A 23,243-nucleotide genomic window follows, 5' to 3' on the forward strand; every position below is an offset into this window, starting at 1 on the left:
CGGTAGCGAAATGATTTTGCGTTCTTTGCTCTTCCCAATGCTGTTGTCGGCGTTGCTGTGCACAGCACCTTGCGCGCAGGCGCAGACCCGCGTCGGCGAAGCCGTCGTGGTCCAGAACGAAGTGGTGCGCCTCGCCGCGACCGCGACGCCGATCAATGTCGGCGACAGCATGCTGCGCGACGAGACCGTGCAGACCGGAGCCGACAGTGCGGCGCGCTTCGTCATGGCCGACAGCACCAACCTGTCGCTCGGGGCGAGCGCAACGTTGAAGCTCGATCGCACCGTCTTCAACGACGAGCACAGCTATCGCGACGTCGCGATCCGCATGACGACCGGTGCATTCCGCTTCGTCACCGGGCATTCGGAGAAGACCGCCTACAAGATCACGACGCCGCTCGCGACCATCGGCGTACGCGGCACCACGCTCGACATCCTGTCCCAGCGCGGTCGCTCCGTCGTCGTGCTTCAGGAGGGGGCCGCCAGCGTCTGCACGCTGAGCTTCCAATGCGTGCAGCTCATCCAGCCCGGCGAGACCGCGATCATCACCTCGAGCGGCGGCAAGATCAGGATCGCCAAGACCAACACACCGCCCTGGACTTTCGCCGCCAACTGCGCCGCGAGTGCCGGGCTGTGCGCGGTCAACCAATATGCCGACGCCTCGCCGACCATCACGCCCGCCGTCCATGACGACGGCATGCTGTGCGGGCGCTGATCATGACGAAACTCCGGATGCGGCGCTTCGTTCTCCTGGCTGCGCTCACCACAGCCGGGACGTTCTTGCTGCTGGCAGCCCAGTTGCAGCCGGTGGCGGCCCAGACGCCGACGCCTACGCCGACTTACACGCCCACACCTACGCCTACGCCCACGGCGACACCGACACCGACGCCGACCCCGAGCGCTTCACCATCGCTAAGTCCGAGTCCGTCGCCGACGCCGACCGGCGCCGATTCCAGCGGCAATTCGATCGGCGGCCTCGCCAACCAGCGCTTCAACCAGATGATCACCAACCGGGTGCTCGGCACTGTGCTGCTCGGTGTGAACGAGCAGGTCAATTGCAGCGACTGCGTCAGCGCGTTCGGCTCGGCCGGCTCGTTCTCCGCCGGCATCCACGGCCGCAAGGAGCTCACCAACAACCTGTCGCTGCTCGCCGGCATCGCCTACACGCAATACAGCGAGGGCGGTTACAACATCACCAGCGCGCCGATCGGCGCCTTCGCGCTGCGCTATGACTTCACCGACTGGGGCACGTCGCGCCCGTTCTTCGACATCGGCACGATCCTGACCCCGTGGGAGAAAGCGCGCTACACCCGCAGCTACAACACCAGCCTCGGACCGGTGAGCGTCACGAGTTCGACCAACGCCGCGAATTACGCGGTCTACGGCCGTGCCGGCTGGATGAGCCGGCTGTCACCCCGCGACGAAATCGCAGCGTCCATCGAAGTCTGGCAGCTCTGGCAGCGCGTATCCGGCTACGCGGACAACATGGCGGCGTTCAATCCGTTCGACGCCACCATTGCGACCGGCACCGACCGCACCAGCCTGGTCAAGATCGGCGGCCAGTGGACCCATCTCTACGGCAGCAACATCGAAGCCAACCTTAATGGCGGCTGGGTGCAGTCGTTCGCGTCCCACAGCGGCATCGTCGCCACCGTGACCGGCGATGGCACGGTGGTCCCGACGATGGGCAACCAGGGCTGGTTCGAATATGGCGGCCGCCTCGGCTTCCGGGTGCAGAAGGGCTGGATCGTGGACCTGTTTGCAAACGGCACGCTCGGTCCGCAGCCAGTGGGCAACACCATCCACGGCGGCGTCGGGCTACGGATCAATTACTGACGTGCAGCACGGTCTTGTAGGGCGGGCAGAGCGCAAGCGTGCCCACCACTTCCCTCTCGGTGGTAGAAAGACGGTGGGCACGGCGCAAGAGCGCCTTTGCCCACCTTCGGTACCTGTTGCTGAGATCACGCTGCCGATTTGCCCTCGAATGCGCGGCGCAAGGCCTCGACATCCAGCTTGACCATCTTCATCATCGCTTGCATTGCGCGGGCGGCCGCAGGCCTGTCCGAGCTCGAGAGAAATTCGAACATCACTTTCGGCACGACCTGCCACGACACGCCGTAACGGTCATTGAGCCAGCCGCACTGCTGCGCCTTGCCGCCATGGGCGAGGAACGCATTCCATACGCTGTCGACCTGGGCCTGATCGTCGCAATGGATCATCAGCGAGAGCGCGTGGGTGTACTCCATCTTCATCCCGCCATTGAGCGCGACTAGCGGCTGTCCGGCCACCGTGAACTCGACGACGAGTACCGAGCCCTCCTTGCCTGACGGGTTGTCGGTGACGTTGCGCTGGACGTGCGTGATCTCCGAATTCGGCACCAGCGACACGTAGAATTTCGCGGCTTCTTCGGCGTCGCCGTTGAACCACATGCAGGGCACGACCTTGGACATTTGCGAATGCTCCTCTTCCGGATTCGATTTTGTCGAGCTTCGATCAGGCCATCGCGGGCTGGGCGGGGGCAGCCGCGAGGTCCATCCAGTTCACGCCCCACATATGACCATCCGGATCCTCAAAGCTGCGGCCGTACATGAAGCTGTATTCATCGATCGGGCTCGGATCGGCCATCCCGCCTGCAGCCTCGGCCTTGCCCACGATGGCGTCCACCTCGTCGCGGCTATCGGCGGAGAGACAGAGCAAAACCTGATTCGAGGTCTTGGCATCCGCGATCGGCTTCGGCGTGAACTGACGGAATTTGTCGTGGGTCAGCAGCATGGCGTAGATGGTCTCGGAAAAGACCATGCACGACGCCGTGTCGTCGCTGAATTGCGGGTTCCTGACCGCGCCAACCGCCTCATAGAACGCCGTGGCGCGCTTGAGGTCGGTCACCGGCAGGTTGACGAAGATCATCTTGGGCATCGGAAGCTCCTTGCGAGGGGTTCTGCCCAAGGACGGACGGCCAGTCGGCCACCCGACACCGCTTCCGATTATTTTTTGGCCGGGCCCGCGCGTTACGCATGAACCACGAAAGCCGGCAGCAGGCGTTACTTCGTCTCGTTGGGATCCCGGTGCACCGGATCGATCCACAGCACGTTCTCGGGCTTCTCGACCGGCTCGATATCGAGGTTGATTGCGACCGCCTCACCATCGCTGCGCACCAGCACGCATTCCAGCACCTCGTCGGGGCTGGCGTTGATCTCCTGATGCGGCACGTAGGGCGGCACGAAGATGAAATCGCCGGGGCCGGCCTCGGCGGTGAACTGCAGGCTCTCGCCCCAGCGCATCCGCGCCTTCCCCTTCACGACGTAAATGACGCTTTCGAGATGGCCGTGGTGATGCGCGCCGGTCTTGGCATCCGGCTTGATGCTGACGGTGCCCGCCCATAATTTCTGTGCGCCGACGCGGGCGAAATTGATCGCGGCCGCACGGTCCATCCCTGGCGTGGACGGCACGTTGGTATCGAGCTGGTTGGCGGGAATGACGCGCACACCGTCATGTTTCCAGCGATCGTCATGATCGTGTGCATGGTGCGGATGTGTGTGGTCATGGCCGGTCATCTGGACTGCTTTCTGTTGGTTCCGTGCCGTCGCAAACTAGCTCAAGGCCGCCCCGGCAAGCCATGCCAAAATCGGAACTCTCCCAGCCATGAAACGTTGTCTCCGTAAGCAAAACGAAGGAGAGTTTCATGGGTAGCACCACCGACAAGATCAAAGGCAGCACAAATGAGGCGATCGGCAAGGCCAAGCAGGGCATCGGCGAAGCCACCGGTTCGGACCGCATGAAGGGTGAAGGCGCGGTTCAGGAAGTGAAGGGCAAGGGCCAGCAGGCCATGGGTGATGCCAAGGACGCCGCGAAGGACGCGACGGACCGGGCCGCCGCCGCGGCAAAGCGCGCAGCCGACTGACGAGCGCAGGCTTGAATGCGAAAAGACCGGCCGCAAGGCCGGTCTTTTTTGTTGGTGGGTTTCATTTCACCCCAAGCAATTCCACGTCGAACATCAGCGTCGCATTCGGTGGGATCACGCCACCGGCGCCGCGCGCGCCGTAGCCGAGTTGCGGCGGAATGATCAGCGTGCGCTTGCCGCCGACCTTCATCGAGGCAACGCCTTCATCCCAGCCGGCAATGACGCGGCCCTTGCCGATCGGAAACTCGAACGGTTCGTTGCGATCGACCGAGGAGTCGAATTTCTTGCCCTTCTGACCGTTCTCGTACAGCCAGCCGGTATAGTGCATCACGCAAATCTGACCCGCTTTTGGCGAGGCACCGGTGCCGGCGACGCTGTCGATGATCTGCAAGCCTGAAGCTGTGGTCATGGTCTTCCCTGCGGTCTGGGCCGAGGCCGTGGTGGAAACAAAGCCGGACACGCCGCCGATCATTGCGATCGCGAGTGCCGACATGATGGCGAGGAGCACGCGTTGGAAACGCTGCATAAGGCACCTTCCGTTCGAGGCGGGAGGTGTCTAGCCCAACGAGGGAGTGGTTTCCACCCCTCAAACCTCGATATTTTCCAACCGCACCGGCAGCTTGCGGATGCGCTGACCGGTGGCGTGATAAATCGCGTTGCAGATCGCCGCGTTGGTGCCGACATTGGCAAGCTCGCCGAGGCCTTTCGCGCCGGCCGGGTTGATGTGATCGTCCTGCTCGGACAGTAGGATGACCTCGACGCCGGGCACGTCGGCATTCACCGACACGAGATAATCGGCGAAATTGTCGTTGACATAGCGCGCGGTGCGCTCGTCAATCTCGGTGGCCTCGAGCAGCGCCGAGGACATGCCCCAGATCAGGCCGCCCATGAGCTGGCTGCGCGCCGTCCGCGGATTCATGATGCGTCCAGCCGCGAAGGCGCCGACCAGGCGCGGCGCACGGATTTCACGCGTGAAGCGGTTGATCCTGATCTCGACGAACTCCGCACCGAAGGCGTAGGCGATCTTGTCTTTCATTTGATGGCCGCCGACCAGCCGCGCGTGCCCGCTGTGCATGGCCTTGAAGGAATCCAGTGGCGCTCCGTCCGGCTTCCACTCGCCATACTCCTCGACCACGCCAACGCCGAGCGCGTCGAAGGCTTTCTCGATGTCGAGCGGGCGATCGCTCTTCGCCGCCTGGGCTGTCGCCGTCTGTCCCATGCCGATCGTCTCCTTGGCCCGGTCCGTCAGGCTGTCGTTCGGCATGACTGCCTTGAACAGCCGTTGGCGGACCTGATCGCAGACCATCATCACGGCCGAACAGGTGCTGGCCGTCGAGTTCGAGCCGCCCGCGACCGGCGCCGGTGGCAAATCGCTGTCGCCCAGGAAAACCGAGACCCGCTCCAACGGCACCCCAAGCCGTTCGGCTGCGGTCTGCGCGATGATGGTATAGGCGCCGGTGCCGATCTCGTGGCCGGCGATCTCGACCCGGGTGCGGCCGTCGCGCTGGAGGCGCACGCGCGCCGCGGAGGGCGCCATCTGGGTCGGATAGCAGGTGGCCGCGCAGCCATAGCCGATCAGCCAATCGCCGTCCGACATCGATTTCGGCGCCGGTGAGCGCTGCGACCAGCCGAACGCTTTCGCGGCCTCGTCGAAGCACGCCATCAGCGACCGCGACGTGTAGGGCTTGCCGGCAATCGGCTCATTGGTGGTGTCGTTGACGCGGCGAAGCTCGACGGGATCCATGTTCAGTTTGACGGCAAGCTCGTCCATCGCGCTTTCCAGCGCGAACATGTAAGGCACCTCCGGCGGCGAGCGCATGAAGCCGGGCGTGTTGCGGTCGGCCCGCACGATCGACACCAGGCTGTCGACATTGGGGCAGGCATAGAGCCGAGTCGTCGTTTTGGTGCCGCCGACGCAGTAGGCGTCCGGACGCGACGAGACTTCGGCGCCTTCGTGCCTGAGCGCGACCAGCTTGCCGTCGCGGCTGGCGCCGAGCTTGATCTGATGCCGCGTCTCGGCGCGATAGGTTGCGATGGTGAAACCCTGGTCGCGTGGCGGGACCAGCTTGATCGCCCGATTCAAGCGCCTGGCGATGGCAGCGATGATGGCGGTGCGCGGCGTCATCGAGCCGCGCGAACCGAAGCCGCCGCCCACATAGGGATTGACCACACGCACCTTGTCGGCATCGATGCCGAGCTGCTCGGCGACGCCGTTCTTCAGGCCATAGACGTACTGGCTCGGTTCGTAGATGACGAGGTCGTCGCCTATCCAGGCGCAGCTCGTGGAAAACAGCTCCATCGGATTGTGGTGCTGCGTCGGCGTGTCGTAGGAGGCAGTCAGCTTGACCTCGGCTTGATCGAACGCCTTGGCGAAGTCGCCGACCTGCGGGTCTTCCTTGAATTGCGAGTTCTGGCCTTTCGCAGCGGCTTTCGTCGCCCCCGGTGAACCGAAGCTGGCGCTCGGCGTTACGGGCGCATAGCTGACCTTGACGCGGTTGGCGGCCTCGCGCGCAGCCTCGTAGCTTTCGGCAATCACCACCGCGATGATCTGGCCGTCATGGGCGATCTCGGCCGATTTCAGCGGCTGGATCGTGGTGCCGGCGTAGCCGCCATTGCTGAAGAGCTTGGACTCTTTTAGTTCCGGTGCGTTCTGATGCGTGACGATGTCGATGACGCCGCGGACGCGCATGGCATCATCCAAATCGAAGCTGTCGACGCGGCCCTTGGCGATCGCACTGGTGACCAGGAATGCGTAGCCCGGATTGGCCAGCGGCATATCGGACGCATAGGTCGCCCGGCCCGTGACCTTGGAAACGGCGTCGTAACGCGGCGCGGGCTGGCCCATATTGGCCTTCGGCTCGGGAGCAGCAACGGTCATGATCTGATCTCCATTGTTGCGGCCTGCGCAAGCGCGCGTGCCACCACGCGCTTGCCGAGCGCAATCTTGAAGCCGTTGTGCTGGCGCGCCTTGGCGTCTGCAAAGGCTGCATCGGCGGCGCGCTCTGCCAGGCCGTCATCGAACTTCTGGCTCTTCAGCAGGGCCTCGGTTTCGCGTGCGCGCCACGGCACAGTGGCGACACCGCCGATCGCAACACGCGCGTCCCTGATCACGCCGTCCTGCAGGTCAAGCGCCACCGCAGCCGAAGAAAGCGCGAATTCATAGGACTGCCGGTCGCGTGCCTTGAGATAGACCGAGCGCGGCCAGCGCCCGGGGATGGAAAACGCCGAGATCAGCTCGCCAGGCTGAAGCGTCGTCTCGATCTCGGGTGTAGTGCCGGGTGGCTTGTGCAACTCTGCAAACGCAATGCTACGGCTGCCGGATTTGCCGGTGATTTCAACCGCGGCATCGAGTGCAATCAAGGCCTGCGCCAAATCGCCAGGATATGTCGCGATGCACCGATCCGAAGTGCCGAGCACCGCATGCATGCGGTTGACGCCGTCCATCGCCGCACAGCCGGAGCCAGGATTCCGCTTATTGCAGTTCTCATAAGAAATATCGCGAAAATAGCTGCAACGCGTCCGCTGCATCACGTTGCCGCCAAGCGTCGCCATGTTGCGCAACTGGGCACTGGCGGCAAGCTTCAGCGAGTTCGCGATCACCGGATAATTGCGCTCGATCTCGCTATGCGCGGCAACATCGGACATCTTTGCGAGCGCGCCGAGCCTCAAGCTCTCGCCGCCAGTCTCGATTGCCGACCAGCCTTGCGCGAGCGGATTGATATCGACAATCGCGGTGGGCCGCATCACGTCGAGCTTCATCAAATCGATCAGTGTGGTCCCACCCGCAAGCGGCTGCGCGGCGGCCTGGGTCAGCGGATCATCGGCCGCCGCGGCTGCGCTGAGCAGCTGTACGGCCATGTTCGGGTCTGTTGCTCGTTGATAGAGAAAGGATCGCATGGACCTATCCTTTCATGATCTCAGGCGCGGCCTGCTTCACGGCGGCGACGATATTGGGATAGGCGGCGCAGCGGCAGATATTGCCGCTCATATATTCGCGGATGTCGGCGTCGCTGCCGGCATGTCCCTCTTTCACGCAGGCTATCGCCGACATGATCTGTCCCGGCGTGCAGTAACCGCACTGGAATGCATCGTTGTCGACAAAGGCCTGTTGCATCGGATGCAGGCGATCGCCGGTGGCGAGACCTTCGATGGTGGTGATCTCCTGGCCCTCCGCCGCGAGCGCGAGCGTCAGGCAGGACACCACGCGTCGCTCGCCGATCAGCACCGTACAGGCGCCGCATTGGCCGTGATCGCATCCCTTCTTGCTGCCGGTCAGTCCGAGATGCTCCCGCAAGGCATCGAGAACGGTGGTGCGGGCGTCGATGTGCAGGCGCTTGTCTTGCCCGTTCACGCGCAAGGTGACGTCGACGGGCAGCGTCGGGTCCTGAGCGGTTGGCGACTGAGCGCCTTCGGCAACGGCGCGCGCGGGCATGGGAATGAGCGCGCTGCCTGCGACACCGGCCATGAAGGCGCGCCGATCGAAACCTACGCTTCTGGAACCTGTCTTGTCGCGCATGACGGCCTCCGCCGCTTCGAGACAGCAGCGCACGTCTGCGCCGCTCATCGCCCCTTAACTTGGAGCAACGAGCGCAGTTCCGGAACAAGAAAGGGCGAACGCAGCAAATGCCGCGTCGCCCTCCGTCAACTTTTGCTGATCTCGCGTGAGGAACTCGGCCTCCGCAAGCCATCAATAGCCGAGTGCGCAGCCGTCCTTGCGCGGATCGGAACCGCCGGTGAGCGTGCCCTTGTCCCAGTCGATCCAGATCGCCTGCGCGCCGCCGAGCGGGCCGACCACGCTGGTGGTCTTGTGGCCGAGCTTCTTGAGGCCTTCGACGATCTCGGCCGGCACGCTGTCCTCGAGTTGATATTGGCCCTCGTAATGCAGGCCGCGCGGCATATCGATCGCCTCCTGCACGTCGCAGCCATAGTCAAGGATGTTGGTCACCACACGGGTCTGGCCGACCGGCTGGTACTGGCCGCCCATCACCGCGAACGGCATCACGGACCGGCCAGCCTTGGTGAGCAGGCTCGGCATGATCGTGTGCAGCGGGCGCTTGCCGCCGGCGATGCTGTTCGGGTGGCCCGGCTGGATACGGAAGCCGCCGGCGCGGTTCTGGAACAGCACGCCGGTGTTGTTGGAGACGATCGCCGAGCCGAAGGAATGCGCGATCGAATTGATGAACGAGCAGACGTTGCGGTCCTTGTCCACCACGGTGATGTAGATGGTCGAGGGATTCATCGGCGGCGCGACGTTCGGCAGGTCGAGCATGCCGTCCATCCGGATCTTGCTGATGTGCTCGTCGGCAAATTCCTTGGCGAGGATCCTGGCCACCTCGATCTGCATGTGCTCGGGATCGGCGACATGCAACTCGCGATTCATGTAGGCGATGCGCGCGGCCTCGGCTTCGAGATGGAAGCGCTCGACGCTGAGGGGCGCGTATTTCGTCAGGTCGAAGCGCGACAGGATGTTCAGCATCAGCAGCATGGTGAGGCCGGGTCCGTTCGGCGGGCATTGCCAAACATCATAGCCCTTGTACATCGTGCCGATCGGGGTCGTCGTCTCGGTCGTGTGCGCGGCGAAATCGTCCAGCGTGTGCAGGCCCCCGATTCCGCGCAGGGTCTCGACCATGTCCTCCGCGATCGGGCCCTTGTAGAAGGCATCGCGGCCATCCTTCGCGATCGCGCGCAGCGTCTTGCCGAGCTCGGCCTGGCGGATGACATCTCCGGCGACCGGCGGCTTGCCGTGCGGAAGGAGATAGCGCTGGGTATTGGTGCCGTTCTTCAACTTCTCGAACTGGTTCTTCCAGTCGAAGGCGATGCGGGGCGCAACGACGTAGCCCTCCTCGGCTGCCTTGATCGCGGGCTGGAGCAGCCGGTCGAAGCCGAACTTGCCGTGGTCGCGCAGCACCGTCGCAAAGGCGTCGATCACGCCGGGGATCGAAACCGCATGCGCCGAGGTCAGCGGCACGGAGCTCATCTTGCGCTCGAGATACCAGTCGGCGTTCGCGGCTTTCGGGGCACGGCCGGAGCCGTTATAGGCGACGATCTTGCCCTCGCCGCGCGGCTGGATCAGCGCAAAACAATCGCCGCCGATGCCGGTCGATTGCGGCTCGATCACGCCGAGCAAGGCCGAGCCCGCCACCGCCGCATCCACCGCCGTGCCGCCCTCGCGCAGCACCTCGATGGCGGCGAGCGACGCCAGCGGATGCGAGGTCGCGACCATCGCGTTGGTGGCGTGGACCGTGGACCGGCCGGGGAAGTGGAAATTTCTCATGCGAATTCTTGCTCTCCGAGGCCGCTGGCTAAGTCCTGCGCGCGCGTCCCGCGCCAGTTTGAAAACCGGGTCTTCATGGCACATTCCACCCCGCCCGGGCAATGCTGGCATACCACGGAAATGGCTGCCATCCGCTAGGCGTATAGGCCTTTCGCGCTCCGCAACCATGCGGGTTTTCTGAGCGCGGGCCGCCTGCTAAACGGGCGGCATGATTTACAAGGTTGCCGCCTTCTATCAATTCGCCGCCCTGCCCGATTACCGCGAGCTGCGCGAGCCGCTGCGCGCATTCTGCGCTGGCCTGGCGCTCAGGGGCAGCGTGCTGCTGGCTCAGGAAGGCCTGAACGGCACGATCGCGGGCGCGCCCGACGCAATCGACGCCTTCACCCATGAGCTCGCCCATGGCGACCTGTTTGGCGGCAGGCTGAACAATCTCGAATTGAAGTTCTCGACCGCCGCGGCGATGCCGTTCGGCCGGCTCAAGGTGCGGCTGAAGAAGGAGATCGTCACGCTCGGAGACGAGGCCGCCGATCCAACGCGGCAGGTCGGCACTTACGTCGATGCCGCCGAGTGGAACGCGCTGATCTCGGCACCGGACACGCTGGTGCTCGACACCCGCAACGCATTCGAAGTGGTGATGGGAACGTTCGAGGGCGCGGTCGATCCCGAGATCAGGAGCTTTGGCCAGTTCAAGGATTTTGCCGCCGAGCGGCTCGATCCGGCGAAGCACCGCAAGATCGCGATGTTCTGCACCGGCGGCATCCGTTGCGAGAAGGCGAGCGCGCATCTGCTCGCGCGTGGCTTTGCCGAGGTCTATCATCTCAAGGGCGGCATCCTCAAATATCTCGAAGAGGTGCCGGAAGCGCAGAGCCGCTGGCGCGGCGAATGCTTCGTGTTCGATGAGCGCGTGGCGCTCGGGGATGGATTGCGCGAATTTGGATCGCGCGAACGGGACAAGGACGCGGCACGTGACGAATGAGATCAAGGCGCTCGCTGAGCGCGTCGACACGCTGGAAACGCGCCTGGCCTATCAGGACGACATTATCGAGAGCCTGAACCAGACCATCACCGCGCAATGGAAGCAGATCGACGCGGTGACGCGACAGCTTGCGCAACTCGGCGAGCGGCTGCAAGAGGCCGAGGCGAATGCGCCGGGGCCTGTCAACGAGCGCCCACCGCATTATTGAGCGGGACTATTGTCCAGACGCTTTGAGCAGCAGGTTCATGACCTCGCCTGACATCATCAGGCGGTCGCGGCCGGCGTCCTTGGCAGCGTAAAGCGCGCGGTCGGCGACCTCCACCAGCGATCCCGTGCCTGCGGTGCGCTCCAGCGCCGGCCGGCAAGCCGCACCGCCGACCGAGACGGTGACGGATGCCACCGGATTGGAGGCATGAACCAGCCCGGCATCGCGGACGGCGCTGCGGATCCGCTCGCCGATCCGGCCGCAGCCGGCGGCATCGGTGTTCGGCAGCAACATGGCGAATTCCTCACCGCCATAGCGGGCCGCGAGATCGCCGACGCGCTGCACCTCGGCCGCGATGATTTTCGCGACGACGCGCAAACAGGCGTCGCCGGCGGGATGGCCGTACTCGTCGTTGTAGGACTTGAAGTGATCGACGTCGATCATCAACAGCCCGAGGCTGGAGCGATCGCGGTAGGCGCGCGCCCATTCCTCGTTCAGCCGCTCGTCGAAGCGGCGGCGGTTGGCAAGGCCGGTGAGGCTGTCCTCGATCGCGAGCGTCTCAAGCCTTGTCTCCAGCTTCTTCTGCTCGGTGATGTCGCGCGAGATCGCGACCACGCCATCGGCGCTGCCGTTGTCCTTGCGCGTCACCCGCATGGTTGATTCCAGCCAGACCTCGGATTTCTGCCGATGCACGTTGCGGTAGGTGACGCGCGCTTCGTCCTTCTCGCCGCGCTTCATGGCGTCGATGATGGCCTGAACCTGCGGCAGGTCCTCCGGATGGACGCCCGCGAGCGCGGGCGTGCCGATCAGTTGATTGGCGCGCCAGCCGACGACGCGGTTCGACGACGGCGAAACATAGCGCAGGCGCTCGTCGAGCCCGATCCGGGTGACCATGTCGCTGGAGCCTTCCGCGAGCAGGCGGAAATGCGCTTCCTTCTCGACCAGGGCGGCGGCCATGTGCTGGCCGCGTTGCAGCTGCCGCACCAGCACCGCGCCGATGACGGCGATCAGCATCACCAGCGCGAGCACGTAGAGCAGGCGGGAAGTCGCGGCGGCACGCCACGGCGCGAGCAGCTCGTCCTTGTCGACCGTCGCGAGCAGGACGAACGGATAGCGGCCGGACCGCTTGAAGAAGCTGACGCGCTCGACGCCATCCAGTGGCGACTTGAAATGAGAGGTGCCACTCGGCGGTTGCAGGCTTGGGTCCCGGAACAGCGGGGTGTCACCGACGTTACGGCCGACGAATTGCTCGTTGCTTGGGTTGCGCGCGATGATGAAGCCATCGCCGTGCATCAGCGTCACGGAACTGTTGCGGCCGATCTCGAACTGCTCGTAGAAATGCGAAAGATATTTCGAGCTGATCGCCGCCAGCACCACGCCACCGAAACTGCCGTCCGGCTTGTTGAAACGGCGCGACAGGGTGACCACCCATTCGCCGTCCAGAAGGCTCTTCACGGTGTGGCCGATATGGGCCTCGCGCTTGGGCGAGAGCTGATGGTAACGAAAGAAGGCGTCGTCGCTGAGCGTGGAGGCAATGGTGCCGGGCGAGGTCAGCCAGTTGCCATGCTCGTCGATGATGGCGAGGCTGTGGATGCGCTCGATCGCCTTCTTGCGCACCTCGAGCAGGCTGCGCAGCTTCGTGATCGTGGCGAGGTCGGTACCGTCCATCTCCAGTCGGCTGACGACGCCGACAACACCGGAATCCAGGAGATCGAGACTGTCCTCGGCATGCTGCGTCAGGGAGCGGGCGACGTTCGCCATCTCCGTCTCGGCGCCTTTGAGCACCGGGTCGCGTGCCGCCCATTCACGCCAGCCGCTGATGCTGAGGATCGCCACGCAAGTGAGCACGACAAAGGCTGCCGCGCGCAGCGGCAGGCGGCTCGATCCGACTCTTTGTGAGACGACGTTCATGCGGCAGAAATCTCCGATCGCCGGACCTTCTGCCGCTTCTGTTATTGAACCCTGAAACGCTTGCCGACATTTCCGGGTTTTCCCGTACTCCTACGGACCAAAGCGTCCGCAGATCGCTAACAATGCGTTATCGACCCTATGGGAAACCGGGACAGACGCGCCTTAGCTGAAGATGGCCTTAACCTTGTCCCAGAGCGACGGGCTGTCGGCCTCCGCGTCGGCTTTCGACGGGGTCGGCTGGGCGGCGCTGACGGGATCGGACGCGGGGAAGCTATCTCTCAGCCCGGCATCGAGCTTGGCATGGCGATCGGCGGCAAGGGCTTCGCGCAAATCGTCGGCGTGCTTGTCATGCGGCGCGGGATTGAATGGTTCAGCCATGATCGCTCCTCCATTGGTCGGGTCAACGCGGCGCATTTGCGCTGGTTCCCCTGTTCCGCTCCGGCCTTCGTCGGTGTATCAGGAACCTCAATCTGCAACAGGACGGTTCGTGCCCCAGTCTCCGACCAAGCCTTTCATCGACGTGCTCTCCGGCCAGCGGCAGGCGGTCCCGCCGGTCTGGATGATGCGGCAGGCCGGCCGTTACTTGCCGGAATATCGCGAGGTCCGCGCCAAGGCCGGCGGCTTCCTTGATCTCTGCTTCGATCCGGAGCTCGCTGCCGAAGTGACGCTGCAACCGATCCGCCGGTTCGGGTTCGATGCGGCGATCATCTTCTCCGACATCCTGGTGATCCCCTATGCGCTCGGCCGGTCCGTGCGGTTCGAGGTCGGTGAAGGGCCGCGGCTCGAGCCGCTGGATGATCCCGCCAAGGTCGCGACGCTCGCCCCGCACGCCGATCTCGGCAAGCTCGCGCCGGTGTTCGAGGCGCTGCGGATCGTGCGTGGCGCGCTCGATCCGAACACCGCGCTGATCGGCTTCTGCGGCGCGCCGTGGACAGTGGCGACCTACATGGTCGCAGGCCAGGGCACGCCGGATCAGGCGCCGGCGCGCATGATGGCCTATCGGCATCCGGAGGCATTCGCGAAAATCATCGACGTGCTGGTCGAGAGCTCGATCGACTATCTGCTGGCGCAGCTCGGCACCGGCGCCGATGTGTTGCAGATATTCGACACCTGGGCCGGCGTGCTGCCGGCGGCCGAGTTCGCGCGCTGGTCGGTCGAGCCGACGCGGCGCATCGTCGAAGGCGTGCGCGCCAAGGTGCCGGACGCAAAGATCATCGGCTTTCCCCGCGGCGCCGGCGCGCAATTGCCTGGTTACGTCGAAGCCACCGGGGTGAACGCGGTCAGCATCGACTGGACCGCGGAGCCGGCCTTCATCCGCGAGCGCGTGCAATCACGCGTCGCCGTGCAGGGCAATCTCGATCCGCTGGTGCTGATCACTGGCGGCGCTGCGCTCGACCGCGCGGTCGACAACGTGCTGGCGAATTTCGGCCAGGGCCGGCTGATCTTCAACCTCGGCCACGGCATCCAGCCGGAGACGCCGATCGCCCATGTCGAGCAGATGCTGAAACGTGTGCGGGGCTGATTTTTTCCTCCCGGCGGGGGCGGAAACAAAAAACGCGAAAACAACCCCATGCACAGTACAAATCATTGAAGAATTTCGTCCGGCGCGGCTTGAGCCCCTGCGACAACGACGTTTGACTCGTCGGGCAAAACAGGCGCACCATGCCACCATCCCGCAAATTGCGACTTCGGGGCTAGTCCATCATGGAATGGCCGCCTTACGCGGTGCCCACTCGAGAGCTTCGAGAATCTCACGGGCGCGCTTTATTGAAAGATTGTGTGTCGCCTGATCGAACGAGGGACCTCTCCGCATCATGTAACCGTGGCGCACCCCGGGAGAGATGTGCAGCTTCCCTTGCATGTCGAATCCAACCTATCGTTTGAGGTGTAGCGGCCAATGCCTGCGCACCACGAGGATTGCGGCTGCCCAAGACGCCGCTGCGCTATTCCGGTCGGATCTTCGCGAGGCTGATCACCTTGGCCCACTTCTCGGTTTCACCCGCCATCAGCTTGCCGAAATCGCCGGGCGAGCCGCCGAGTGCCGTCGCGTCGAGACTACGAAGGCGCATCCTGAACCCGGGATCGGCCAGAGCGGCGTTGGTCTCGTTGTTGAGCCTGTCGATAATCGCGGCCGGCGTGTCCTTCGGCGCGCCGAGGCCGAAGACCGAACTCGCCTCGTAACCTGGCACGAATTCGTCGATGGCCGGGACATCCGGCAGCGCTTCGGATCGCGCTGCCGTTGTTATTCCGAGCGGGCGCAGCCTGCCGCTCACGATGTAGCCGATCGATGGCGCCAAATTCGCAAAGACGACCTGCACCTGCCCGCCGATCAGATCCGTGATCGCGGGCGCCACGCCCCGATAGGGCACATGCTGAAGATCGAGCCGGCCGGCTTCCTGCTTGAACAATTCCGCGGCGATATGGGTGATCCCGCCCACGCCGCCCGAACCATAAGAGAGTTTCCCGGGATTGGCTCTGGCATAGGCGATGAACTCTGGAATTGTATGGGCAGGAACCCATGGGTGAATCACCATCACCAGGGCGCCACGGGTCAGACTTGCGACCGGCGCGATGTCCCGCAGGAAATTGAAATCAAGATTTTCGTAAAGCGTCGCATTGATCGCGTTGGGGGAGCCAACCAGCAGGAGAGTGTAGCCGTCCGGAGGCGCACGCACGACCGCCTCGGTGGCGATGTTGCTTCCCGCTCCGGGCCGGTTCTCGACGATGAACTGCTGGCCGAGCCGCTGCGAGCACCATTGCGCCACCAGACGCGCAAGGATGTCATTTGGCCCGCCGGCGGCGAATCCAACGATGATCCGCACCGGCCGCGAGGGATAGCTGTCCGCGTAAGCGATGCCTGACAGCAAAGGCGGTGCGGCCAGCCCCGCAGCAAGGCGCAGAAATTGACGTCTAGAGGGAGTCATCAGGCTTGTCCGCCGAACCTGCACTCGCGCCGGCTCTCGGCTGTCGAGGATAGTTGATGCTGGCATAAGCGCATAAGGCTATTGTCTGATGAGATCATCTCAAAACGGAAATGGGTGCTGTCATGCAGATGAGCGATCGTATCGGAAGGCGAATGAAGCTGCACGATCTGCATGTGCTGATGGCGGTGGTTCAGGCCGGCAGCATGGGTAAGGCGGCGCTCATGCTCAATACCACCCAGCCCAACATTTCGAGATCGATCGCAGAGCTTGAACGTGCGTTCGGCGTGCGCCTGCTGGATCGCCATCGGCGCGGAATCGAGCCGACCGAGAGCGGCCGCGCCCTGCTCGATTGCGGTGCCGCCGTTTTCGACGAACTACGCCGCGGTGTGAAGAGCATCGAATTTCTGGCCGACCCCACCGCTGGAGAAGTGCGGATTGGAAGCACGGCTTTTCTGGCAGCGAGCTTCGTCTCCGCTCTCATCGATCGGCTCTCCCGGCGTCATCCGAAGATCAAGTTTCTGCTCGTGACCGGCTACATGGAGGCGCTGCACCGCGACCTCAGCGAGCGCAAAGTCGATCTGTTGTTCGTGCGGAGCGGCGGCCCGATTGCTGACGAGCGTTTGCATTTCGAATTTCTTTTCGAGGATTGCTATGTCGTCGCGGCGGGTGCCAAAAGTCCCTGGACACGGCGGCGCAATATCCAGCTCTCCGATCTGGCGAAGGAGCGTTGGGTGCTTCCACCGCGGGAGAGCGTGATCGGATCGATCATCACGCAAGCCTTTCGCGCCGGCGGATTTGACTATCCACGCGCGACTGTCGTCACTGATTCCCCCATATGCGGGTCAGCTTGCTGGAGACAGGTCGGTTCATCACCGTTTTTCCGGCTTCCGCACTGAAATTTCTCGCCAGAGGCTCAGCCCTGAAGGTCTTGTCGGTTGAACTGCCGGCGGCACGTCGACCGAACGGAATGGTCACTGTTGGGGATCGCGCCGTCAGCCCGCTTGTGCAGCTCGTCATGGACAGCGCCCGTGAGCTCGCAAAGCCGACGGCGAAACGAAAGTGACAAACCGGATGTCTGCTTGTGTGAAGGGTTTCGGATGCCGGCCCCATGACGGTGTTGCCGCGCACACGGGGGCCGGCGTCCGAAAGCCTCCAAAGGAGGAAACCGCGCTGGGGGGACGTAGGACGATGCCGCGTGATCGAGCTAAGTCGCGTCAAACAACCTTCAGACGATTAGGACGATCGCCTATGGGGATTTAATGTTTGGCGGCACCTGTACTTTCAATGGCTTGGCTATAGCAAAAATACCACACCACACAATCTAAACGTGAGCTCCTCGATATTTGAAGGCCATGAGGCAAACTGTCTCTAGCGGTTTGGAAAGCCCCCGGAGCTATCAGAGCCGAAACTGTTTCGAGCTGCTCGTCAAGAGCAGCACCGCATTTGTAACTCTGCTTACGTCGAGATTTCTGGACTGGGTCCAAGTAGCGCGACGTTGCACACAATCGCGATCGAGGGTTCGAGTTGGCTTTTGTGCAATGGTTGGTGCTCCGCCACGAACTTCCAGATCAGCACGTTCTCGATCATCGGATCATCGCCAGCTACGGGCTAATTGCCCCGCTCGATGAGCTGTCGCCTATTGCTTCGCCGTGTCGCCAGCCGCGGTGTTCTACCGCGCGAGCGGTTTAGTCCTTTGGCCCATCGCGATGCCACACCAGTTTGGTCGCTGTAGGCGCAAAGGAGAGGTTGCCTCACTCCGCCTGACTTGTGGGTACACGACCTACCCCGGCCGGCTGCGCTCGATGATCTCCGCCGCACCTTTCGCCAGCAGATCCAGTCCGACCGCACGGCCGAGCTCGCGCGGACGGTTGGCGGGGCCGGCGCGTGAGGCTTCGATGATGGTGTTGCCGGAGAGGTCGAGCACGGACGCGGTCAGCGACATCTGATCGCCAGTGATCGTCGAGAAACCCGCCACCGGTGAGTTGCAATGGCCGTTGAGCACCCACAGCACTTCGCGCTCGGCATCGGCACAGGCATGCGCGGCAGCGTCGTCGATCGATGCGAGGATTTGCCGCGTCTGCCAGTCCTGTGCGGCGCATTCGACCGCGACGATGCCCTGTCCCGCGGCGGGCAGCATCTCCGCCGCGGAGAATTCGTAGGCGATGCGGTTGGCAAGACCAACGCGATTGAGGCCGGAGCGCGCCATGATCAAGGCGTCCGCGGGACCGACCGCACCGCCGTCCGGCAGGCGCTGCTTCTCCCCATTGTCGAGCTTTCGCACGCGGGTGTCGGCGGCGCCGCGGAAGTGAATGACCTCGACCTCCGGAAACAACCGCCGCACATAAGCGGCGCGGCGCACGGCGTTGGTGCCGACCTTGAAACCCTTGCCGCGTGACTGGCGCAGCGCCTCCAGGGTCACGCCGTCGCGCAGCACCAGCGCGTCGCTCGCGGGGTCGCGCGACAGCGTCGCGCCGATCACGAGGCCCGGCGTGTCCTCGTTGCCCGGCATGTCCTTCAGCGAATGCATCGCGGCCTGCAGCTCGCCTGACAGCACGGCGGCGCGGATCTGCGCCACGAAGGCGCCGCCCTTGCCGCCATGCGGCAGCAGCTTGCTGGTCTGGTCGAGATCGCCTGACGTGTCGAACTTGACGATCTCGACATCGAGATCAGGCACGGCGGCGGTCAGGCGCCGCGCGATCTCTTCCGTCTGCGCCAGCGCCATCGCGCTCTTGCGCGTGCCGATCTTTAGTCGAATAGCCAAGTCGAAGTCCTTTCGAAGCGCGAATTTACCGCGCATCCTCCAATATCATATCGGACGCCTTTTCGGCGATCATGATGATCGGCGCATTGGTGTTGCCCGAGACCAGATCAGGCATGATCGAACCGTCGACCACCCGAAGGCCTTCGAGCCCCCGCACCTTCAGCCGCTGGTCGACTACGGCAAGCGCGTCATTGCCCATACGACAGGTCGAGGTCGGATGGTAGATGGTGCTGCCGCGATCGCGGCAGTAATCCAGCAGCTCGGCATCCGAGGATACCTTCGTGCCGGGATCATACTCGTCCATCACGAACGGCTTCAGCGCGGGCGCGTTCAATATCTTGCGCAGGATCTTCAGGCCTTCGACATTGGTCGTACGATCCGTCTCGGCTGACATGTAGTTGATGCGGATTTCCGGCGGCACGGTCGGATCGGCGCTCCGGATCCGCAAGCTGCCGCGGCTTTCGGGCCGGAGCTGGCAGACCGAGGCGGTGAAACCGGAAAAGGCATGCAGCTTCTCGCCCATCTTGTCGGTCGAGAACGGCAGGAAATGAACCTGGATGTCGGGCGTGGCCAGCCGCGGATGGGTCTTGAAGAACGCGCCCGCCGTGCCCGCCGCGATGGTGAGCCAGCCCTTCCGAAACAGCGCATAGCGTGCGCCGGCCATGGTGCGGCGGAGCGGATGATTGACGGTGTCGTTAAGCGTGATCTTCTGCGAGCAGCGCATCACGATGCGAACTTGCATGTGGTCCTGGAGATCGTGGCCGACACCTTGCGCGTCCAGCACGACCTCGATGCCGAGCTGGCGCAGGAGATCGGCAGGACCGACGCCGGAGAGCTGAAGCAGCTGCGGCGAATTGTAGGCGCCGCTCGACAGGATGACCTCCTTGCGCGCGCGGGCGCGGCGCAGGCTCGCGCCTTGCCGATATTCCACGCCGGCGGCACGGCGCCCCTCGAACAGCACGCGCTGGCCGAGCGCAGACGTTTCGATCTTGAGATTGCCGCGGGTCTTCGCCGGGCCGAGATAGGCCACCGACGTCGAGGCGCGGCGGCCGTTGCGGGTCGTGGTCTGGAACAGGCCGACTCCCTCCTGCGTGGCGCCGTTGAAGTCGGGATTGTAGGGCAGACCGGTCTCGACCGCTGCGTCGATGAAGGCCTTCGACAGCGGATCGGTCACAACCATGTTGGACACCGGCAGCGGGCCGCCGGAGCCGTGATATTGGTCGGCGCCGCGCGACTGGTTCTCGGCCTTCTTGAAATAGGGCAGCACGTCGTCATAGCCCCAGCCGGTGTTGCCGAGCTGGCGCCAGCGGTCGTAATCCTCGTGCTGGCCGCGAACATAAAGCAGGCCGTTGATCGAGCTCGATCCGCCCAGCGTCTTGCCGCGCGGCTGGAACACCTGACGGCCTTTCAGCTCGGGCTCCGGCTCGGTCTGGTACATCCAGTTGACGGTCTTCTCCTTGAACAGCTTGCCGTAGCCAAGCGGCACATGGATCCAGATGTTGGTATCCTTCGGGCCGGCCTCGAGCAGCAGCACCGTGTGCTTGCCGTTCGCCGACAACCGGTTGGCGAGCACGCAGCCGGCCGAGCCGGCGCCGACGATGATGTAATCGAATTCGGGATCGGAGGGCGCGAGGGCGGAATTTGCGTTCATGCGCTACTGTTCTTTGTTGGCGGGCGTTTCCGGTTCGTCCCTTACAACATGCGAATAGAGCATGCAAAATTCTGTCGGTGGCGCGAGATACACCTCTCCCCGGAGGGGAGAGGTGATCCGAGTTCTGCGCGCGAAGCGAGCCAAGTAAGCTGGTCCGATTTTAGCACCATTACACGCGCACGCGCAGCGCTTCGACCAGCGACTTGAACGCACGGGCATATTCCACACCGGCCCTTGCGATATCCGCGCGTCCGGCGCAGGCGACCGCGGCTTCCGTCACCGCGCCGAGCAGCAGCCGCGCCAGCGGCTCGACCGGCTGCTTTGCAATCAGGCCCGCCTCCATGGCGTCCGCAATCGCGCGCGGCAGCTTGCCGCCGAAATGCCGGGCGTCGATCTCGCGCCAGCGCTCCCAGCCGAGCACCGCCGGGCCGTCGCGCAGGATGATCCGGCCGGTCGGGCCTTTGGCCGTAGCGGAAAAATAATGCTGGGTGCCGGCGATCATCGCGGCGAGCACGTCCTTCTCGGCTCGCGCCGCGCCGTCGATCTCGACGACGAGGTCGCGCGAGACCAGGTCAAACACGGCTTCGAACACCGCCTCCTTGGTCTTGAAGTGATGATAGACCGCGCCCTTGGCAACGCCGGCGGCTTCGGCGATCTCGTCCATGGTGGTGGCCGCAAAGCCTTGCGTCCCGAACAGGCGGCGCGCCGCCGTCAGGATCGCCTCCGATGTCGCGGCCCGCCGCTCCGCCTGTTTTGCCATCGCTCTCGTCTAATCCAATTCGGCCGATCGGACCAGTTGACTTTTCGACTGATGGTCGGTATTTACCGACTAACAGTCGGTTTTAATCGTGAGGTGAGCCATGCCGAGCCGGAACGTTGTCGAAGCTTTTGCAAAGCAGTTGGAGGACGGGGATTTCGTCGGAGCGATCGAGCAATTCTACACGCCCGACGCCGCGACCTACGAGAACAACGCCGCCCCGACGGTCGGGCGCGACAAACTCGTTGCAAAGGAGCGCGGCGTGCTGGCCGCATTCAAGGAGGTCAAGGCGGTGCGGATCGGACCGAGCCTGATCGAGGGCGACAACGTCGCCACGCGCTGGACCTTCAGCTTCACCAACACGGAGGGCGTGACGCGGACGCTGGACGAGATCGCGTGGCAGACCTGGCGCGGCGATCAGCTGATCGAGGAGCGGTTCTATTACGATCCGAGACAGATGGGACGGTGACGCACGAGCGTCAAATACTGCTGTCATCGCCCGCGAAGGCGGACGATCCAGTACGCCGAGGCAGTTGTGAATGAGTCGATGGGCCGCGGGGTAGCGGACGCCCCTTCGCGGGCTGTTGGCCGACCTGAGCGCGCGCCTCGTCCTTCGAGACGACCGCTTCGCGGTCTCCTCAGGATGAGGCTAAGCGGCAATCGGAGCCGGTTGAAACTGCTGCCGCACACTCGGTCCTCATCCTGAGGGCCCGCCAAAGGCGGGCGTCTCGAAGGATGGCCACAGAGAAATCGGCCCAGGGTGCCTTCTCAAAGAGACTGCCCAAGAGGAGAGAACCCTCACCCGCGCCTTCGGCGCGACCTCTCCCGCAAGCGGGAGAGGTGGAGCCCGCGGCGCGGTCAGTTTCTACTAACAAGCTCACGTCTACTAACAAGCGCTCGGTCACACCGGATCCGCCCGCAGCAGCGTGTCCACCGTGATGGTGCCGCGGGCGCGCGAGACGCAGGCGCAGATCTTGCTGTTCTCCTGCTTCTGGTGATCGCTGAAGAAGACGTCGCGGTGGTCGATCTCGCCGTCGACCTCGACCACGTCGATGGCGCAGAGCCCGCATTCGCCGCGCTTGCAGTCGTACATGACGTCGTGGCCGCTGGCATTGAGCACGTCCAGCATCGAGCGCTCGCGCGGGATTTCGAGCTCGACGTCGGATCCCTTCAGGCGCACGCGAAAAGCCTCCGTTGGCAGCGTGCCGCTGGAGCCAAAGGTCTCGTAGCGGAGATCTGCAAGTGGATGGCCGGCGCCGATCCAGGCGTGACGGGCGGCATCGAGCATCCGCATCGGGCCGCAGAACAGCGCCAACGCATCGTTGGGCACTGACGCGAACAGGGCGTCGAGATCGAGCCGCTTGCCCTCATCGCTGGCGTGGACGGCCAGACGATCTCCGAGCAGGTTGGTGAGATCATCGAGATAGGCCGCATCGCCGCGCCCGCGCACCGCATAATGCAGCCTGACGTCAGCGCCACGCCGCGCCAGCGCCTGCGCGGCGCCGAAAATTGGCGTGATGCCGATGCCGCCGGCGATCAGGCAATAGTTTTCGCGCGTCCAGTCGACCGCGAGCAGCGACGACGGCCGCGTGATGTCGAGCCGCGCGCCCGGCTGCAACGACCACATGTAGCGCGAGCCGCCGCGGGAGTCCTCGGCACGCCGCACGGCGATCCGCAAGCCACGCGGCGACGCTTCGCCGACCAGCGAATAGGATCGCGTCTCGGGCTGGCCATCGATGGCGACGCTGACATTGATGTGGCTGCCGACCGGATAGGCGGCGCCGTCGAACTGATCCGGCTGGATCAGGAATTCGCGAATGCCCGGTGTGAGATCGCGGGTCGAGACCAGCGTGGCCGGAGTCCAGGTTTCGATGAATCGCATGCCA

General features: G+C 64.1%; 23 protein-coding genes. 8 read left to right on the forward strand and 15 right to left on the reverse strand.

The window, feature by feature from the left end:
- Positions 1 to 10: 10 nt before the first annotated feature.
- A complete protein-coding gene (locus AB8Z38_RS15410; RefSeq protein ID WP_369725943.1) occupies positions 11 to 712 on the forward strand; it encodes a FecR domain-containing protein in 702 nt (233 codons plus the stop codon).
- 2 nt (positions 713 to 714) lie between these two features.
- Positions 715 to 1,833: a hypothetical protein gene (locus AB8Z38_RS15415; protein ID WP_369725944.1), complete on the forward strand. Its 1,119-nt coding sequence runs from the start codon at positions 715 to 717 to the stop codon at positions 1,831 to 1,833.
- A 125-nt stretch (positions 1,834 to 1,958) separates the two neighbouring features.
- Here AB8Z38_RS15415 and AB8Z38_RS15420 read toward each other — a convergent pair whose 3' ends face one another.
- The 3 genes from AB8Z38_RS15420 to AB8Z38_RS15430 all read right to left on the reverse strand — a co-directional run bounded on the left by AB8Z38_RS15420 (position 1,959) and on the right by AB8Z38_RS15430 (position 3,551).
- Entirely contained in the window at positions 1,959 to 2,447 is a 489-nt protein-coding gene (locus tag AB8Z38_RS15420) for a VOC family protein (protein WP_369725945.1), read from the reverse strand.
- Between the two features lie 43 nt (positions 2,448 to 2,490).
- Positions 2,491 to 2,913 carry a VOC family protein gene (locus AB8Z38_RS15425; RefSeq protein ID WP_369725946.1) on the reverse strand — a complete coding sequence of 141 codons (423 nt, stop codon included), beginning with the start codon at positions 2,911 to 2,913 and terminating at the stop codon, positions 2,491 to 2,493.
- A 125-nt stretch (positions 2,914 to 3,038) separates the two neighbouring features.
- A complete protein-coding gene (locus AB8Z38_RS15430) occupies positions 3,039 to 3,551 on the reverse strand; it encodes a cupin domain-containing protein (RefSeq protein WP_369725947.1) in 513 nt (170 codons plus the stop codon).
- A gap of 128 nt (positions 3,552 to 3,679) precedes the next feature.
- Between AB8Z38_RS15430 and AB8Z38_RS15435 the strand changes: the two genes are divergently transcribed.
- Entirely contained in the window at positions 3,680 to 3,898 is a 219-nt protein-coding gene (locus AB8Z38_RS15435) for a CsbD family protein (protein ID WP_369725948.1), read from the forward strand.
- Positions 3,899 to 3,959: 61 nt separating this feature from the next.
- On the opposite strand, the gene AB8Z38_RS15440 is transcribed toward AB8Z38_RS15435, so the two are convergent.
- From AB8Z38_RS15440 to ggt, 5 genes are all read right to left on the reverse strand, one after another.
- Positions 3,960 to 4,424, reverse strand: coding sequence for an FKBP-type peptidyl-prolyl cis-trans isomerase (locus AB8Z38_RS15440; protein WP_369725949.1), 465 nt, complete (start codon positions 4,422 to 4,424; stop codon positions 3,960 to 3,962).
- A 60-nt stretch (positions 4,425 to 4,484) separates the two neighbouring features.
- A complete protein-coding gene (locus tag AB8Z38_RS15445; RefSeq protein WP_369725950.1) occupies positions 4,485 to 6,776 on the reverse strand; it encodes a xanthine dehydrogenase family protein molybdopterin-binding subunit in 2,292 nt (763 codons plus the stop codon).
- Positions 6,773 to 7,795, reverse strand: a complete 1,023-nt coding sequence (locus AB8Z38_RS15450; protein WP_369725951.1) for a xanthine dehydrogenase family protein subunit M — start codon at positions 7,793 to 7,795, stop codon at positions 6,773 to 6,775. Before AB8Z38_RS15450 ends, AB8Z38_RS15445 begins: the two co-directional genes overlap by 4 nt.
- 4 nt (positions 7,796 to 7,799) lie before the next feature.
- Complete coding sequence (locus tag AB8Z38_RS15455; protein ID WP_369725952.1) at positions 7,800 to 8,414, reverse strand: (2Fe-2S)-binding protein; 615 nt, start codon at positions 8,412 to 8,414, stop codon at positions 7,800 to 7,802.
- Between the two features lie 171 nt (positions 8,415 to 8,585).
- The gene (gene ggt, locus AB8Z38_RS15460; RefSeq protein ID WP_369725953.1) at positions 8,586 to 10,172 is read right to left on the reverse strand and encodes a gamma-glutamyltransferase; all 1,587 of its coding nucleotides are present in this window, start codon (positions 10,170 to 10,172) and stop codon (positions 8,586 to 8,588) included.
- Positions 10,173 to 10,380: 208 nt separating this feature from the next.
- Here ggt and AB8Z38_RS15465 point away from each other — a divergent pair, with 208 nt between their 5' ends.
- Together AB8Z38_RS15465 and AB8Z38_RS15470 are read left to right on the forward strand one after the other, a co-directional pair.
- On the forward strand, positions 10,381 to 11,148 hold the full coding sequence (locus tag AB8Z38_RS15465; RefSeq protein WP_369725954.1) for a rhodanese-related sulfurtransferase: 768 nt from the start codon (positions 10,381 to 10,383) through the stop codon (positions 11,146 to 11,148).
- Positions 11,138 to 11,356, forward strand: a complete 219-nt coding sequence (locus AB8Z38_RS15470) for a SlyX family protein (RefSeq protein ID WP_369725955.1) — start codon at positions 11,138 to 11,140, stop codon at positions 11,354 to 11,356. The genes AB8Z38_RS15465 and AB8Z38_RS15470 overlap by 11 nt, the downstream gene beginning before the upstream one ends.
- 6 nt (positions 11,357 to 11,362) lie before the next feature.
- Here the strand turns inward: AB8Z38_RS15470 and AB8Z38_RS15475 are convergent, their stop codons facing one another.
- Positions 11,363 to 13,264 carry a diguanylate cyclase gene (locus AB8Z38_RS15475; protein ID WP_369725956.1) on the reverse strand — a complete coding sequence of 634 codons (1,902 nt, stop codon included), beginning with the start codon at positions 13,262 to 13,264 and terminating at the stop codon, positions 11,363 to 11,365.
- Between the two features lie 162 nt (positions 13,265 to 13,426).
- On the reverse strand, positions 13,427 to 13,642 hold the full coding sequence (locus tag AB8Z38_RS15480) for a hypothetical protein (RefSeq protein ID WP_369725957.1): 216 nt from the start codon (positions 13,640 to 13,642) through the stop codon (positions 13,427 to 13,429).
- A gap of 109 nt (positions 13,643 to 13,751) precedes the next feature.
- On the opposite strand from AB8Z38_RS15480, the gene hemE reads away from it, so the two are divergent.
- Positions 13,752 to 14,786, forward strand: a complete 1,035-nt coding sequence (hemE, locus tag AB8Z38_RS15485; protein ID WP_369725958.1) for a uroporphyrinogen decarboxylase — start codon at positions 13,752 to 13,754, stop codon at positions 14,784 to 14,786.
- Between the two features lie 421 nt (positions 14,787 to 15,207).
- Here hemE and AB8Z38_RS15490 read toward each other — a convergent pair whose 3' ends face one another.
- The gene (locus AB8Z38_RS15490; protein WP_369725959.1) at positions 15,208 to 16,188 is read right to left on the reverse strand and encodes a Bug family tripartite tricarboxylate transporter substrate binding protein; all 981 of its coding nucleotides are present in this window, start codon (positions 16,186 to 16,188) and stop codon (positions 15,208 to 15,210) included.
- A gap of 152 nt (positions 16,189 to 16,340) precedes the next feature.
- On the opposite strand from AB8Z38_RS15490, the gene AB8Z38_RS15495 reads away from it, so the two are divergent.
- Entirely contained in the window at positions 16,341 to 17,084 is a 744-nt protein-coding gene (locus tag AB8Z38_RS15495; protein ID WP_369725960.1) for a LysR family transcriptional regulator, read from the forward strand.
- An 884-nt stretch (positions 17,085 to 17,968) separates the two neighbouring features.
- On the opposite strand, the gene hemC is transcribed toward AB8Z38_RS15495, so the two are convergent.
- The 3 genes from hemC to AB8Z38_RS15510 form a co-directional block, all read right to left on the reverse strand.
- Positions 17,969 to 18,949, reverse strand: a complete 981-nt coding sequence (gene hemC, locus AB8Z38_RS15500) for a hydroxymethylbilane synthase (RefSeq protein WP_369725961.1) — start codon at positions 18,947 to 18,949, stop codon at positions 17,969 to 17,971.
- A 25-nt stretch (positions 18,950 to 18,974) separates the two neighbouring features.
- On the reverse strand, positions 18,975 to 20,600 hold the full coding sequence (locus tag AB8Z38_RS15505) for a GMC family oxidoreductase (protein WP_369725962.1): 1,626 nt from the start codon (positions 20,598 to 20,600) through the stop codon (positions 18,975 to 18,977).
- 169 nt (positions 20,601 to 20,769) lie between these two features.
- The gene (locus AB8Z38_RS15510; RefSeq protein WP_369725963.1) at positions 20,770 to 21,360 is read right to left on the reverse strand and encodes a TetR/AcrR family transcriptional regulator; all 591 of its coding nucleotides are present in this window, start codon (positions 21,358 to 21,360) and stop codon (positions 20,770 to 20,772) included.
- A gap of 100 nt (positions 21,361 to 21,460) precedes the next feature.
- Between AB8Z38_RS15510 and AB8Z38_RS15515 the strand changes: the two genes are divergently transcribed.
- Positions 21,461 to 21,826, forward strand: coding sequence for a nuclear transport factor 2 family protein (locus AB8Z38_RS15515; protein WP_369725964.1), 366 nt, complete (start codon positions 21,461 to 21,463; stop codon positions 21,824 to 21,826).
- Between the two features lie 432 nt (positions 21,827 to 22,258).
- Here AB8Z38_RS15515 and AB8Z38_RS15520 read toward each other — a convergent pair whose 3' ends face one another.
- Positions 22,259 to 23,239, reverse strand: coding sequence for a 2Fe-2S iron-sulfur cluster-binding protein (locus tag AB8Z38_RS15520; protein ID WP_369725965.1), 981 nt, complete (start codon positions 23,237 to 23,239; stop codon positions 22,259 to 22,261).
- Positions 23,240 to 23,243 lie beyond the last annotated feature (4 nt).

This window comes from Bradyrhizobium sp. LLZ17 (assembly GCF_041200145.1).
Lineage (GTDB): Bacteria > Pseudomonadota > Alphaproteobacteria > Rhizobiales > Xanthobacteraceae > Bradyrhizobium.